Origin of the sequence: Acetatifactor muris (assembly GCF_024623325.1) — a bacterium.
Classification (GTDB): Bacteria; Bacillota; Clostridia; order Lachnospirales; family Lachnospiraceae; genus Acetatifactor; species Acetatifactor muris.
The window spans coordinates 34,467-47,648 of record NZ_JANJZD010000010.1; the positions used below are offsets into that span (position 1 = coordinate 34,467).

Annotated in this window: 15 protein-coding genes and 1 other annotated feature; of the genes, 4 read left to right on the top strand and 11 right to left on the bottom strand. The window is 48.5% G+C overall.

Annotation, left to right across the window (positions count from 1 at the left end):
• Positions 1 to 208: 208 nt before the first annotated feature.
• The 3 genes from NSB25_RS11040 to srtB are packed head-to-tail and all read right to left on the bottom strand — an operon-like array spanning position 209 to position 2,679.
• Positions 209 to 427: a hypothetical protein gene (locus NSB25_RS11040; RefSeq protein WP_103239720.1), complete on the bottom strand. Its 219-nt coding sequence runs from the start codon at positions 425 to 427 to the stop codon at positions 209 to 211.
• Positions 424 to 1,374: a PD-(D/E)XK nuclease domain-containing protein gene (locus NSB25_RS11045; protein ID WP_172455080.1), complete on the bottom strand. Its 951-nt coding sequence runs from the start codon at positions 1,372 to 1,374 to the stop codon at positions 424 to 426. The genes NSB25_RS11040 and NSB25_RS11045 overlap by 4 nt, the downstream gene beginning before the upstream one ends.
• Positions 1,375 to 1,410: 36 nt before the next feature.
• Positions 1,411 to 2,679 (bottom strand): class B sortase, encoded by a 1,269-nt coding sequence (srtB, locus tag NSB25_RS11050; RefSeq protein ID WP_103239722.1) that lies wholly within the window; start codon positions 2,677 to 2,679, stop codon positions 1,411 to 1,413.
• 268 nt (positions 2,680 to 2,947) lie between these two features.
• On the opposite strand from srtB, the gene NSB25_RS11055 reads away from it, so the two are divergent.
• The 3 genes from NSB25_RS11055 (at position 2,948) to NSB25_RS11065 (ending at position 4,295) form a co-directional block, all read left to right on the top strand.
• Positions 2,948 to 3,265, top strand: coding sequence for a hypothetical protein (locus tag NSB25_RS11055; RefSeq protein ID WP_103239723.1), 318 nt, complete (start codon positions 2,948 to 2,950; stop codon positions 3,263 to 3,265).
• Between the two features lie 154 nt (positions 3,266 to 3,419).
• Positions 3,420 to 3,908: a hypothetical protein gene (locus NSB25_RS11060; protein WP_103239724.1), complete on the top strand. Its 489-nt coding sequence runs from the start codon at positions 3,420 to 3,422 to the stop codon at positions 3,906 to 3,908.
• 72 nt (positions 3,909 to 3,980) lie between these two features.
• Positions 3,981 to 4,295: a hypothetical protein gene (locus NSB25_RS11065; protein ID WP_103239725.1), complete on the top strand. Its 315-nt coding sequence runs from the start codon at positions 3,981 to 3,983 to the stop codon at positions 4,293 to 4,295.
• A 171-nt stretch (positions 4,296 to 4,466) separates the two neighbouring features.
• Here NSB25_RS11065 and leuS read toward each other — a convergent pair whose 3' ends face one another.
• The gene (gene leuS / locus NSB25_RS11070) at positions 4,467 to 6,878 is read right to left on the bottom strand and encodes a leucine--tRNA ligase (RefSeq protein ID WP_103239726.1); all 2,412 of its coding nucleotides are present in this window, start codon (positions 6,876 to 6,878) and stop codon (positions 4,467 to 4,469) included.
• A 127-nt stretch (positions 6,879 to 7,005) separates the two neighbouring features.
• Positions 7,006 to 7,238 (bottom strand) — a binding site (T-box leader).
• A gap of 108 nt (positions 7,239 to 7,346) precedes the next feature.
• Positions 7,347 to 9,440, bottom strand: a complete 2,094-nt coding sequence (locus NSB25_RS11075) for an elongation factor G (RefSeq protein WP_103239727.1) — start codon at positions 9,438 to 9,440, stop codon at positions 7,347 to 7,349.
• Between the two features lie 176 nt (positions 9,441 to 9,616).
• Here NSB25_RS11075 and NSB25_RS11080 point away from each other — a divergent pair, with 176 nt between their 5' ends.
• Positions 9,617 to 10,750, top strand: a complete 1,134-nt coding sequence (locus NSB25_RS11080) for a prephenate dehydrogenase (RefSeq protein WP_242982406.1) — start codon at positions 9,617 to 9,619, stop codon at positions 10,748 to 10,750.
• Here NSB25_RS11080 and NSB25_RS11085 read toward each other — a convergent pair.
• The 6 genes from NSB25_RS11085 to NSB25_RS11110 all read right to left on the bottom strand — a co-directional run bounded on the left by NSB25_RS11085 (position 10,723) and on the right by NSB25_RS11110 (position 13,173).
• Positions 10,723 to 11,238: a VanZ family protein gene (locus NSB25_RS11085; RefSeq protein ID WP_103239728.1), complete on the bottom strand. Its 516-nt coding sequence runs from the start codon at positions 11,236 to 11,238 to the stop codon at positions 10,723 to 10,725. The two genes, NSB25_RS11080 and NSB25_RS11085, sit on opposite strands and share 28 nt — an antisense overlap.
• On the bottom strand, positions 11,228 to 11,560 hold the full coding sequence (locus NSB25_RS11090; RefSeq protein WP_103239729.1) for a PilZ domain-containing protein: 333 nt from the start codon (positions 11,558 to 11,560) through the stop codon (positions 11,228 to 11,230). Before NSB25_RS11090 ends, NSB25_RS11085 begins: the two co-directional genes overlap by 11 nt.
• Positions 11,561 to 11,782: 222 nt before the next feature.
• On the bottom strand, positions 11,783 to 11,944 hold the full coding sequence (locus NSB25_RS11095; protein ID WP_172455081.1) for a hypothetical protein: 162 nt from the start codon (positions 11,942 to 11,944) through the stop codon (positions 11,783 to 11,785).
• The gene (locus NSB25_RS11100) at positions 11,941 to 12,207 is read right to left on the bottom strand and encodes a hypothetical protein (protein WP_103239730.1); all 267 of its coding nucleotides are present in this window, start codon (positions 12,205 to 12,207) and stop codon (positions 11,941 to 11,943) included. The genes NSB25_RS11095 and NSB25_RS11100 overlap by 4 nt, the downstream gene beginning before the upstream one ends.
• 2 nt (positions 12,208 to 12,209) lie before the next feature.
• Complete coding sequence (locus tag NSB25_RS11105) at positions 12,210 to 12,947, bottom strand: hypothetical protein (protein WP_103239731.1); 738 nt, start codon at positions 12,945 to 12,947, stop codon at positions 12,210 to 12,212.
• 1 nt (position 12,948) lies between these two features.
• Entirely contained in the window at positions 12,949 to 13,173 is a 225-nt protein-coding gene (locus NSB25_RS11110; protein WP_103239732.1) for a hypothetical protein, read from the bottom strand.
• Positions 13,174 to 13,182 lie beyond the last annotated feature (9 nt).

Genomic DNA, 13,182 nt, shown 5'->3' on the forward strand with positions numbered 1-13,182 from the left:
TTTGCGGTCTTTTCACTCTGATACTGATTAATTCGGATAATCGCAGACGAAAATATCAGAAGTCGTCTCCACGCTTCTGCCTGCTGCCTGCTCCTTAAATTCTTCTATAAAATATTCACACAGCCTTCTCTGTTGTCACTTGATCAGAGAATAGCCTATATATGTATCGTCATCTTTCCTGCCTTATATTAGCTTTTGATTCCTGTTTTTATTTCCTGTCACTTTCTTTTATTTTACTACATCTTGAATTAATTGCAAGTCTTTTTACAAGATATGCTAAATTCATCATAACTGTGGTTTCCGCTTCAGATTTCTCATGTGATATATCGTCAGCACCACAGCATCCATCTGTTCCCTGTAGGCACCTCACCTCCCTGATAAGATGCCTTTCGTAATAAGAACCTTCTATCAATGCGTTTTCCTTCATTTTTTTAACATAACTCTACATTTTTTCCTGTTACAGGCAATACCATATTTCAAGATGATTTCCAGACCATCCCGGCGCAGCTTTTCCTCATAACTTTTTGTGTCTATCTGCCCCAGGGCATCTTTACAGCCTTTTTCCAGGGTATCATAAGGAGATAAATCTCCTTGAGATAAATCTCCTTGAGATTTTATACTGCTGTCCGGGTATTTCACTTCTATCACAATACCGATACTCTTTTCCTCGATTTCCACAAGAATATCGCTATAGCCGTCGCCCGATTCCACATTGGATCGGATGTACCAGTCTTCCCGGTGGCTCAGCAGCCCCAGGAGGATACCGTGACAGAAGTTTTTCTTCCTGTTTTTACACACATTTGTATCCCGTATGCTGATTATTCTGGAGAGATATGCATTGAACAGGCGCTCCACCGCTTCCGCATCTCCATTGGCAAATGCATCACAGAATGCATCCAGAGTGGTCGTATCCTTTCGTGCTTCCTGCTGGAACCACTCCAAAATCTGATCAATGAAAATCTTCCGTATCTCACGATTCGGTATCGCCAGCTGGTAAGTCTCCCCATCCTCGCTGCCTCGCTGTGTCAGATAGCCGGTGGCTAAAAAAATGCTCCACAGGTTATCAATGGAGGTATAATAATTGCTCACATCCCAGGGGCAATAGACCTCCGCATTGCCAAAACGGTATCCGTCGTACCATTCCCTGATCAGATAAAGCTTGTCGGTACACTCAAATCTCTCTGCAATGCCCTGAATTTCGCTGTGAGTAAAGCCAAATCTTTCATCGGACTGTGTATCCGTAATTGAATATACCTTCAGGTTATTCAATCCGGTGAAGATACTTTCTTTGGAAACCCGCAGGCAGCCTGTCAGTACGGCGAATGCCAGGCTGTTGTTGCTCTTCAGCGCCTGGCTGAAAAGGCTGCGAATCAAGCCTGCCATCTCATCATAATAACCAAAATGCTGATACTACTCCACCTTTTTCGCCACCACCACAAAACGCCCGTCCGTCTCCTGATAATCACAGGTGGAAAGCGTCAGAAGCTGATCTCCGTAGGCGGCCGTCACGCCGGTATCATACAGGGACAGTGCCGCCATCTCCTGCATGTAGGAGTCAAACTCCTGTTCTCCGTTTGCATCAATGAACTGATAATATTTGAACGCAATCTCCGTCTCCTTGTACACTTTGGATCGGAATACATACATCACCTCATAGGTTCCCTTCTCATAGATTGTGTCAAAGCTGATGTAGGGATGCTCTTCACAGAAGGCTTCATCCTTATACTTATCCAGCTGTCCGAACATCTTCCCGCTGCGCATATGATGCCCGTACAGAATGTAATTCGTGCTGGGTTTCAGTACATCGCAGTCTTTATCCATAAAAATAGTACCGTTTTTATCATATTCCTGATTCATGTTATGGTCCAGATAGTACTCATTATCCACGGTCTGCATCACGGGATAATCTATGGACGTACCGTCGATTTTCACCCAGCCAATCAGCTTTCTGTTCTTCAACAGCAGGTTCTTATATTCTTCCAGCACTTCTTTCTCTTTCGCTTCCCCGTCCAGAGTATACAGAGGTCCCTCCGAAGAAGGGGTAACAGCCTCTGCCGAAGATGCCGCCATTTCCTTCATTTCGCTGAGTTTCTGATACGCACTCTCCGTCCGGTATATATAATAAGAATAAATGCCAAAATACCCCAGACAGCAGACCGCCGCAACACTGCACAGTGCCAGAATCAGTTTTCTGCGCTTTTCCAGCTTTTCCAGCTCCTCCTGTACAATGGCATCCGCAATCCCATTCTCTTCGGCCTGACTGCTCTTCTTTTTCTCTGTATCCCGGCCCGTCTGCCCTTCCGGTCTCCCTGCTCTGCCAGGATTAGCATGCATTCTCCGGCTATCCGTATTACTCCTGTCAGCCGTTACTTCTCCCTTTGCCCGTACCTCTTCTCCCGCTGTCTCCTGCCTGGTCCGCACCGGTCTTCTGCGGCCTTCCGCAATGTCTATTTTCTTCAGCTGCTCTTCCACTTCATCCAGGAAATCCCGTCCCAGAAGTGTCCGGAACTTATACTGACCATCACACAGCTTTTTCCGCAGAGCAGTCAAGTCCTCTCTGTCTCCGAAATCTGTCTCTTTCCGCAGCTTATCTGTTATTTCCTTATCTCTTCGGGCATTGGCATAGTCGCTTTCCGTGCGAAACTGCCTGCCTTCCAGCACGTAAATCTTCTTCTCCATAATCATTCCCTGTAAAATTTCGACTTCTTTTCTTATTTTACTATATCCTAAGATTATTTCAAGACTTTTTCAAAGCCAAAATCTGTAACACATTCGCAATGTAACAGTTCAGACAGGGTGCCGAACTGTTGCATTACAGTACATAACGACATGTCGTTCATCCGCAGCATTAAAAATACCTGCCGTGAAAATTCATCTGTCCCCCAGGAAACATTGACATGCAGCCCCGCATACAATAAACCATAAATAAACCTTTGGAGGCAAAAAAATGAGTGACTTAACTGCTACAAATTGTGGCTGCAATGATTCCTGTGGATGTGCAACCCCCCAGAACAATAACGGATGCGGCAGCTGGATCTGGATTATCCTGTTGCTGTTCTGCTGCGGCGGGAACAACAACAGCTGTGGATGCGGCTGTGGTTGCGGCAACGGCGGATTATTCGGCGGCAACAACGGCGGCGGATGCGAATGGCTCATCTGGATTCTGCTGCTCTCCTGCTTCTGTGGCAACGGCAGCATGTTCGGCAATGGATGCGGTTGCGGATGCAGCAACAACAACTGCGGCTGTGGCTGTGGCTGCAATTAAGCATTAGACCGAGCAGGCTCCTGTGGGACTCCACGGGGGCCTGCATTACTGTTACAGGACGTAAAAAGTTCTCCGGTTTTTCACGCACATAACCACCGACTTGTCTACATAGAATGAAAGGGAAACAATTCCCGCCCGGAAAGGAGTGTGCGTCATGGATGAACAGACGTCAAAGACAATAACCGCATTTGATTCTCTCTTTACCACTAACCGGATTCAGATGCTGAAAATACTTCTCCCCTGGCTCGCTCCCGGACAGCAGGGCGGCTTTGCAGTCTACATAAAGCTTCTGGAACTACAGTATACGCTTACGTTTCTGCGCCGCCATTCGGACACTCGTCTTCTCGGGAGCGGGAAACAGTTATCCGCCGATTTCTTTCAGGGAGACAATGATGATACCTTAAAGCTTCTCGACGAGCTGATTCCCTTCAGCAGTCAGGGAGAGCGTTCCAAAATTGAAAACATGAAAAACATGATGGCAAACTTCAGAAAAATGCAGGAAATGATGGATATGATGAAAATGATGCAGGAACTTTTCCCCGAAGGAATGGGCACGGATAATCCAATGGATATGTTCTCCGGAATGTCTGATTCCGGTTTATCCTCTCTGTTCCAGATGTTCGGAGCCGGCCAGGAGGAGTAATCATATGCTATCTGCTATCTTCCCGCTTAACGGTAATCAAATTATATCAGTAAATCAGAAAAGGAGCATTTTATGGAAAATGATACCAGACCTGTCTGGATGACAGATCCCCTTGTGAAAGACATTCCGGAGAAAAAGCTGAAATTTGTGGAGGATCTCTTTGCAAAGGGACACGGAAAAAGCCAAAAGGAAATGATGGCCTTTGCTCTGCCCATGCTGAAAAAGGCCAAACAGGAAAATCTGACATTTACGCCCCAGGAAATGAACGCTGCCATTGCAGCCATCCGGAAGCACAGCAGCAGCGACGAGTTAAAACAGATTGATAAAATTCTGGAAAAAAGCCGGAACGCCGGCTCTGCCTCCGAGCCTCCGAAAACGGATCAATAACTTATTCGGCTGCCTGGAACTGGCCTTGCTCACAAAGGACAGGGGACCCATGAGTCAGTCCCCTGTCCTTTTCCTTCCCGCTCTCATGCATCCCCCAGTACCTCCCTGCATGAAAGGCGGCAGAGTTACTTTGAGCAGCCTGCCTGAATTACAGTGAAAAATTATCGCAGCTTACTTCGCTACAATATTCACAATTCTGCCCGGCACATAGATTTCTTTCACGATATTACCCGTCAGCTTATCTCCCAGAGCTTCTTTTGCCGCCGCAATGACCGCATCCTTCTCCGAATCCTTCGGCACGGAAATGGTCACTCTGATTTTGCCGTTCACCTGTACACCGATTTCCACCATGTTCTCCACGGTTTTTTCTTCCACATAGGAAGGCCATGCCGTCTGATAGATTCTGCCGTCAAAGCCCGCCGTCTGCCACAGCTCCTCGGTAACATGGGGCGCCACCGGGTTCAGCAGTGTCAGAAGCGTTCTGTACTCTCCTTTTGTAACGGCATTTTTCCGGTAAAATTCATTGATCAGAGACATCATGGAGGCGATTGCGGTATTGAATTTCAGATTCTCAAAATCGCCGGATACCTTCTTAATCGTCTGATGCATCTTCGTCTCCAGGTCATCGCTGTATTCATCCCCTTCCACCAGCATATCCTGCAGCTTCCAGACTCTCTCCAGGAAACGGCGGCAGCCTTTCACACCGTCCTCACTCCATGAGGCACTTAAGTCGAACGCACCGATAAACATTTCATAAGTCCGCAGCGTATCAGCCCCGTATTCTCTGACAATGTCATCCGGATTCACCACATTTCCCCTGGATTTGGACATCTTTTCTCCGTTGGACCCCAGAATCATGCCATGGCTGGTTCTCTTCTGATAAGGTTCAGCACAGGGCACTTCCTTTTGGTCATAGAGGAATCTGTGCCAGAATCTGGAATACAGCAGATGCAGCGTGGTATGTTCCATGCCGCCGTTGTACCAGTCCACAGGCATCCAGTACTCCAACGCCTCCTTACTCGCCAGCGCCTTCTCATTTTTCGGATCCGTATAGCGGAGGAAATACCAGGAAGAACCTGCCCACTGAGGCATGGTATCTGTCTCCCGCTTCCCGGGGCCTCCGCAGCAGGGGCAGGTGGTGTTCACCCATTCCGTCATGGAAGCCAACGGCGACTCGCCGTTATCTGTGGGTTCATAGGACTCCACCTCGGGAAGCATCAGCGGAAGCTCGCTTTCATCCAGAGGGACAAAGCCGCATTTCTCACATTTCACAATGGGAATGGGCTCGCCCCAGTAGCGCTGTCTGGAAAATACCCAATCCCGAAGCTTGAAATTGGTCTTGCTACTTCCCAGACCTTTTTCCTCCAGCCAGGCGATGATTTTCTTCTTGGCATCCGCCACAGACAGTCCATCCAGGAAATCGGAATTGACAAGGGTTCCCGTCTCCACATCGGTATAGACCGCTTCCTGCACGCTCACCGGGCTTCCAGCCACCACCTCGATAATGGGGAGGCCGAATTTCTTCGCAAAATCCCAATCTCTGTCATCATGGGCCGGAACTGCCATGATGGCTCCCGTTCCATAGGTCATAAGCACATAATCGGATATCCAGATGGGAATCTCTCTGCCGTTCACCGGGTTGGTGGCCGTGAGACCGTCAATCTGCACACCTGTCTTATCCTTTGCCAGCTCTGTGCGCTCAAAATCGGACTTCTTCGCCGCCTGTTCTCTGTATGCTGCCAGAGCGTCGTAATTCTGAATCTCATCCCTGTACTTCTCAATCAGAGGATGTTCCGGGGACACTACCATATATGTGGCTCCGAAAAGCGTGTCCGGCCTTGTGGTGTAAATGCGGAGCTTCTCTTCCTTTCCCGTTATGGTAAAGTCAACCTCCGCCCCCTGGGACTTGCCGATCCAGTTCTTCTGAGAAACCTTGACACGCTCAATGTAATCCACTGTGTCGAGACCCTGCAGAAGCTTATCCGCATATTCCGTAATCTTCAGCATCCACTGACTCTTGACCCTGCGGACCACCTCCGCTCCGCATCTCTCACAGACACCGTTCACCACCTCTTCATTTGCAAGTCCTACCTTGCAGGAGGTACACCAGTTAATGGGCATTTCCGTCTTGTATGCAAGACCTGCCTTAAACAGTTTCAGGAAAATCCACTGTGTCCATTTATAGTATTCCGGATCCGTGGTATTGATCTCTCTCTCCCAATCAAAGGAATAGCCCAGCGCATGGAGCTGCCCCTTGAAACGCTCCACATTGTTTTTCGTCACAATTTTAGGATGAATGTGATTCTTAATCGCATAATTCTCCGTGGGAAGACCAAATGCATCCCACCCCATGGGATAGAGCACGTTGTATCCCTGCATTCTGCGCTTGCGGGCCACAATGTCCAGCGCCGTATAAGGCCTCGGATGTCCCACATGGAGTCCCTGACCGGAGGGATAGGGGAATTCTACCAGCGCATAGTACTTGGGCCTGGAATAATCGTCGGATGTCCGGAAAGCATGCTCTTCGTCCCAGACAGCCTGCCATCTCTGTTCCACCTCATGATGGTTGTATGGTTTTGCCATAATTTACCTCCTGAATATAGTCGCTGCGCGACGGCTCTAAAGTGTAAAGTCTCTTCGGTGCGCCTCTCATGCACCTTTGTGACTGTACGGTTCCATTGCCTCCCGGGCAGCAAAAAAGCCCTTTCGTTTTAGAGACGAAAGGGCCTGATTCCGTGGTACCACTCTAATTCACAGCCCGGCAGAGCCGAGGTTGTGCACTTTTAAATCGATAACGGGATTAACCGCTCCACCTTACACACGCTTCCTGCGCTTCAGGCAAGGACTCCGAGGCCAGTTGGGGAAATCTCCACTGCCGCCTCACACCCTCCGACGGCTCTCTGAAAGTTCGATATCCTTAATACTCCTCTTCCGCGCCACTGACAATTATAAAACTGAATTTCATTGTAGCGTTTCTTCAGCGGTCTGTCAAGATAAAATTCATCAAGATTTACCTTAATTTTAATCAAATCTCACTTTATCCCGCTATTTTTAATCTTCCGAAGAGTTCTCCGCCACCTTTGCTGCTCTTGCGGCAATCTCCTTCTCCTGTACATCGGAGGGAGCCTGTTCATAGTGGATGAACTCATAGCAATACTCGCCTCTGCCGCCGGTCATGGACCGAAGGTCAGTACAATAGCCATGCAGTGAGCTCTGAGGGATTTCCGCCTCTATAACCTGCTTTCCTCCTGCCATGGGATTCATGCCCAGCACACGGCCGCGTCTCTTGTTCAGATCACCCATGACATCTCCGGTATAAGCATCCGGAACCGTAACTTTCAGAGAGGCAATGGGCTCTAACAGAACAGGATGAGCCTCCATAAAGCCTTTCTTGAAGGCCTGAATCGTTGCCATCTTGAATGCCTGCTCGGAGGAATCCACCGGATGATAGGAACCGTCGTACAGGACAGCCTTCACACCCACCACAGGATACGCCGCCATAGGTCCCTTCAGAACAGATTCCTGCAGTCCCTTGTCAACTGCGGGATAATAGTTCTTGGGAACGGTACCTCCCACGACTTCCTGTGAAAACTCATAGGCCTCCTCCAGGTTCTCAGAGGGGCTGAAGCGCATTTTCACATGTCCGTACTGGCCGTGGCCTCCTGACTGCTTTCTGTACTTGTATTCCACGTCAGACTGCTTCCGGATGGTCTCCTTGTAGGCCACCTTCGGTTTATCCAGCTCCACGTCCACCTTATACTCGTTCAGCAGACGGCTGACAACGATATCCAGATGCTGATCGCCCATGCCGTAAAGCAGCGTCTGTCTGTTCTCAGAATCATTTACCACCTTCAGAGTGAGGTCCTCGTTGGTCATCTTCTGCAGCGCCTGGGAAATCTTATCCACATCTCCCTTATTCTTCGGCTTATAGCGCATACAGGTATAAGGAGTGGAGACTTCCACCTTCCCGTATTTAATCGGAGCTGCTTTTGTGGCAAGGCTGTTGCCTGTCTTCGCATCACTCAGCTTCGCCAGCGCACCGATATCTCCCGCATGAAGTTCCGGCACTTCCATAGGCTTATTGGCCTGAAGGACATAGAGCTTGCCGATCTTCTCCTCCACCTCGGTATCCACATTGTACAGCAGATCGTCCGTCTTCAGCACACCGGAATTCACTTTAATCAGCGAATATTTGCCGATAAAGGGATCCACGATAGTCTTCCAGATCACTGCCGATTTTGCCTTCGAGAAATCATAATCCGCATTGTATATCTCGTTTGTCTTCGTATTAATGCCGGCAAGCTTACGGTTCTCGGGACTGGGCATATATTTTACAATATCATCCAGCAGCGTATAGACACCCTGGCACAATACATTGGAACCCATGGTCATGGGAACAATGCTGCAGTCACATATATTGGTACGCAGAGCAGCTCTGATTTCCGCGTCGGAGAAGGTCTCTCCTCCAAAGTACCGTTCCATCATCTCTTCGCTGGTCTCCGCCACCGCTTCCATCAGGGTGTCGCGGCACATTTCCAGATTCGCCTTATTGTATTCCGGAATCTCGGCATCTACCACCTCTTTTCCCTGCCAGCGGTGTCCGGTCTCGGAGACAACGTTTACATAGCCGACAAACTTCTCATCCTCACGAATCGGCAGATTGAAGGGAGCCATTCTCTTGCCATAGAGATTGGTCATATCTTCCACTACCTGACGGAAAGATGCATTATCCACGTCCATATTGGAGACATAGATAAACCTGGGCAGCTTATATTTCTCACAGAGCTCCCACGCCTTCTGGGTGCCTACTTCAATACCGGACTTGCCGTTCACCACTATAATTGCCGCGCCGGCCGCGCTGACGGCTTCCTCCGCCTCGCCCACAAAATCAAAATAGCCGGGAGTGTCGATCAGATTGATCTTATATCCCTCCCATTCGATGGGAATTACGGATGCGCTGATGGAAAATTTACGCTTCTGTTCCTCTTTGCCATAGTCACTCAGGGTGTTGCCGTCGGGCACTTTCCCCATTCGGGATGTAATTCCGGACAGATACGCAAATGCTTCCGCCAGGCTGGTCTTACCGCTCCCGCCGTGTCCCAGCAGCACCACATTGCGAATCTTGTCAGTTGTGTAAACTTTCATTTGACTTTCCTCCAGTTTTTATGTAATTTGGGTGTTTTGACATGATAATGACAAAAGATTCAATTCCCATGTGTTTATTTTACTAGAATGTGCTTACTTTTACAAGCTATTCTTATCAATTATTGAAATAAGTTGTTCCGCTCACTTTTCTGTTGCTTTTCAGGCAGTAAAGTGTTATGGTGTATAAGAAAAAAGAGGTATATCATATGTGCTGTTTATCCTGCGGTTTCATCGGACTGGGCCTGATTGGCGGGTCCATCGCCAGAGCCCTGAAAGAAAATATTCCCCAAATCAGAATCATTGCTTATGACATCAGTGCGGAGACACTTCGCCTGGCGCTGCACGAGGGCATCGTTGACAGCGCCGCGCCGGCCATCGACGAAAGCTTTTCCGACTGTGATTATATTTTTCTGTGTGCGCCTGTGAAAAGAAACGACGCAAATCTTGCCGCCGTGAAAAAGGTCATGAAGCCCGACTGTCTGCTGACCGACGTAGGCAGTGTAAAATCCGGTATCCACGAAGCCGTTCACCAGGCCGGCCTGGATGAATGCTTTATCGGAGGCCACCCCATGGCCGGAAACGAACGTGTTGGCTTTGTCAATTCCAAAGCATCGCTGCTGGAAAATGCCTTCTATATCCTGACCCCCACCTCTTCCGTCTCCCAAAGGCAGCTGGAGGCCTACAGATCTCTGGTACTTAAAATGCGGGCGATTCCTCTGATTCTGGATTACAGAAAGCATGACTATGTGACAGCCGCAGTCAGCCATCTACCACACATTATCGCTTCCGCGCTGGTAAACCTGGTGCATGACAGAGACTCCGAGGATGGCATCATGAAGATGGTGGCAGCAGGCGGCTTTAAGGATATCACCAGAATCGCCTCCTCCCAGGCCGTCATGTGGCAGCAGATCTGTCTGTCCAACACTTCGAATATTTCCATGTTGCTGGACGACTATATAAAGGCATTGACAGCATTTAAGGAAGATTTGGACGCAAAAAAAGAAACAGCCCTTTATGACCGTTTCGAAGACGCCCGTCTCTACCGGGACTCCTTTATCAATGCTTCCAGCGGTCCCATCAAAAGGTCCTACAGCATCAGCGTGGAAATTGCCGATAAATCCGGCGCCCTGGCTCATATTGTCTCTCTTCTGGCCGGGCGTGGACTCAGCATCAAAAATATCGGTATCACACATAACCGGGAGTCCGATGACGGTGTCCTGAAAATAGAATTTTATGAAGAGCGATCCATGACAGAGGCGGCCGGGCTTCTGAAAGAAAAGGGTTATATCGTTTTCCTCCTCCTTCTCTGATACAGAGTCGCCACACAGACACAGCACAGTACGCCGAAAGCACCCCCGCAGGTATCCAGCAGCACATCGGCCACACTGGCATACCTTCCCGGCACAAAATACTGGTGAAACTCATCGGCGGCGGCAGAGGCAAATACCCAGCCCACCGTCAGCAGCGCCAGAGCTTTCCCGCGTCTCATCCACTGATTCCAGAGACAGTACACCAGCACTCCCATACAGGCATACTCTGAAAAATGTGCCAGCTTTCTGACGGGATGTTCAAAATATTCCGCAAGCCCGGCCATTTTAATGTCACTCCAATGCGCTCCCGAGAGTACATTCATGAATGCGACGCATTTTTCCGTGACCATTCTGCTCAGAGAACCTGACTGCTCACTGTCCTGTGCTGAAAAATGAAAAATAAAATAATACAATATTCCCAAAAGAATAGAAATAATCCCTGTCAAAAGGGACTTCCGCAGAAGCCCCTCCTTTTTCCTAATTGTCATTTACTGTCTGATAAACCTCAATTCTTGCAGAATCCATCTCCGGCATACCGATAAAGATAGCTCCGTATCCGTATGTGCCCCCCTTCAGCTCGATTCTCACAATCTGTAAAAACGCATGAATGACTTCCTTTGTCCAGATGGTCAGATATGCTTCATATACTTCCCCGATCTGCAGAGGTTCCGCACAGTCAAAGCCAATGCCGTTCTTGGACACATCCATAATATTAATCGTTACTTCGTTTCCCTTTTGGCCGTCAAGTCTCTTAATTACAAGCTTGGACGGCATATCTGTTCTCTTCGTTTTTCTTCTATCCTGCTGCATAGTCTCTACCTCTCTTTATCGACGAACCGGCCCCACCGGGATCCTCTGAATAAAGTTATTATATCATTTCTCCACGCATATCTCAAGCACAAAATTTACTCACACCATATGCACTCACACTACAAGCATGGCATCCCCCATGATGCACAGTATCATTAAATTCGCACTTTTGTAATATGCCCCTTGTTATTTCATTCTAACACCGGTCTCTGACGGATGCAATCATTTTTTCTGGCATCCTTTTTTCTCTCCAGGCGGAGGAGGAACTGGTATTTTAGGAATCCCAGGCATTGGTTTTTTGTATTTTCCGGAATCGCAAGGGACATCTTTTCTGCTGCACCATCCGCACGGTGTAATATACGGACATTCTTCTCCCAATCTCATGCCATCTCTCCTGCCTTTCCTCTTTCTTCCAGCGCCAGAGATAATGCCTCTATGATGGAATCCATCCTCTTTGCCCCGATGCCCTTCACTGGCTGCAAGGCATCCCTTATCTCCTGGCTGGTAAGCCCCGGCGTTGCCTCCTGGCCGTCCTTAAAACCGGATTTGTAGACGCTCTCCGCCCATAATGTCATCTGACAGTGATCCATGCGCCGTATGTTCTGGTACTGCTTGCGGTTCAGAATAAAACCTTTGGTTTTTCCCATCTTTACTCCTCCTCACTTTTCCAGACTGTTCCGTCACACTCATAGATTGTATCCATTGGCACCAGGTTCTTTTCATTCAGATACTCGCAGTATGCAAGACACTCCTCCCTGGTGGAGAACAAAAGAGAATTCTGGTTTTCTTGCTTCTCCAGCACATCAAAGGACGTACCTGGCACCACTAAATTCTTTTCTGCAAATACGGTACCAGCATAATCCAGTTTGTAGTACCTTTCCCCCTCTTTTCCGCAAGCGGTATACCAGGCAGCTATTCCTCTGTCTCTATCCGCCAGCTCATACCGCACCATTTTTTCCGGAACCATGACTTTCATCCTGCTTTTGTCGCACTCGCATTCGTCTTTGACTTTGTTTCCGGATGGAAGTGTTACCTCGATTCTCCGGCTCTTATCGCACTTATCGCACTTCGGCCCATATAGATATTCCCAGCTCGGCCTCCAGAAGAATGTCTGGAACCTCTTCATCAGCTCCTCTACCCTCATGCGCTTCGCGTTGTTCTCCGCCTCGCGCATCATCCTATCACATTCCATCTTCTTCCGCTCGTAGTCCCTCTTTACCTGCTCGAAATTGTCCTTGATTCCCTGGAGTTTCCGGTTCTCCGCTTTCAGCCGCTCCATCTCCTCCAGGAACTCACTCTTTATCGACTTTGCCAGGCTCTCTTTGAACTCCTCCACCTGCATCTCAAATTCAGATGGTTCACAGTAAAAATCATCCGGATAATACATGTCACTTCTCCTTTTTCTGCTTATCAAACACTTCCGCCGTTTTACATTCCGCACATCTGTGTACTTCTTTCACGTTGCCATAACCATTCACGCCAATTTCCAGTATCCGGGAAAATTCCCTGCATAGGTAGAATGTCTTTTCATCTGGCCCAACTTTTGCCTCTGCCTTTATAAAGCATGGACACTTCCGGCAGTCATCCGGAACCTCAATCACTATTTTCGCCATAATATACCT

What these genes read in the sequence shown, in the direction of transcription:
- NSB25_RS11040 (WP_103239720.1), bottom strand. Translation starts at nt 427, where the DNA reads ATGAAGGAAAACGCATTGATAGAAGGTTCTTATTACGAAAGGCATCTT.
- srtB (WP_103239722.1), bottom strand. Translation starts at nt 2,679, where the DNA reads ATGGAGAAGAAGATTTACGTGCTGGAAGGCAGGCAGTTTCGCACGGAA.
- NSB25_RS11055 (WP_103239723.1), top strand. Translation starts at nt 2,948, where the DNA reads ATGAGTGACTTAACTGCTACAAATTGTGGCTGCAATGATTCCTGTGGA.
- NSB25_RS11060 (WP_103239724.1), top strand. Translation starts at nt 3,420, where the DNA reads ATGGATGAACAGACGTCAAAGACAATAACCGCATTTGATTCTCTCTTT.
- NSB25_RS11065 (WP_103239725.1), top strand. Translation starts at nt 3,981, where the DNA reads ATGGAAAATGATACCAGACCTGTCTGGATGACAGATCCCCTTGTGAAA.
- leuS (WP_103239726.1), bottom strand. Translation starts at nt 6,878, where the DNA reads ATGGCAAAACCATACAACCATCATGAGGTGGAACAGAGATGGCAGGCT.
- NSB25_RS11075 (WP_103239727.1), bottom strand. Translation starts at nt 9,440, where the DNA reads ATGAAAGTTTACACAACTGACAAGATTCGCAATGTGGTGCTGCTGGGA.
- NSB25_RS11080 (WP_242982406.1), top strand. Translation starts at nt 9,617, where the DNA reads ATGGTGTATAAGAAAAAAGAGGTATATCATATGTGCTGTTTATCCTGC.
- NSB25_RS11085 (WP_103239728.1), bottom strand. Translation starts at nt 11,238, where the DNA reads ATGACAATTAGGAAAAAGGAGGGGCTTCTGCGGAAGTCCCTTTTGACA.
- NSB25_RS11090 (WP_103239729.1), bottom strand. Translation starts at nt 11,560, where the DNA reads ATGCAGCAGGATAGAAGAAAAACGAAGAGAACAGATATGCCGTCCAAG.
- NSB25_RS11095 (WP_172455081.1), bottom strand. Translation starts at nt 11,944, where the DNA reads ATGAGATTGGGAGAAGAATGTCCGTATATTACACCGTGCGGATGGTGC.
- NSB25_RS11100 (WP_103239730.1), bottom strand. Translation starts at nt 12,207, where the DNA reads ATGGGAAAAACCAAAGGTTTTATTCTGAACCGCAAGCAGTACCAGAAC.
- NSB25_RS11105 (WP_103239731.1), bottom strand. Translation starts at nt 12,947, where the DNA reads ATGTATTATCCGGATGATTTTTACTGTGAACCATCTGAATTTGAGATG.
- NSB25_RS11110 (WP_103239732.1), bottom strand. Translation starts at nt 13,173, where the DNA reads ATGGCGAAAATAGTGATTGAGGTTCCGGATGACTGCCGGAAGTGTCCA.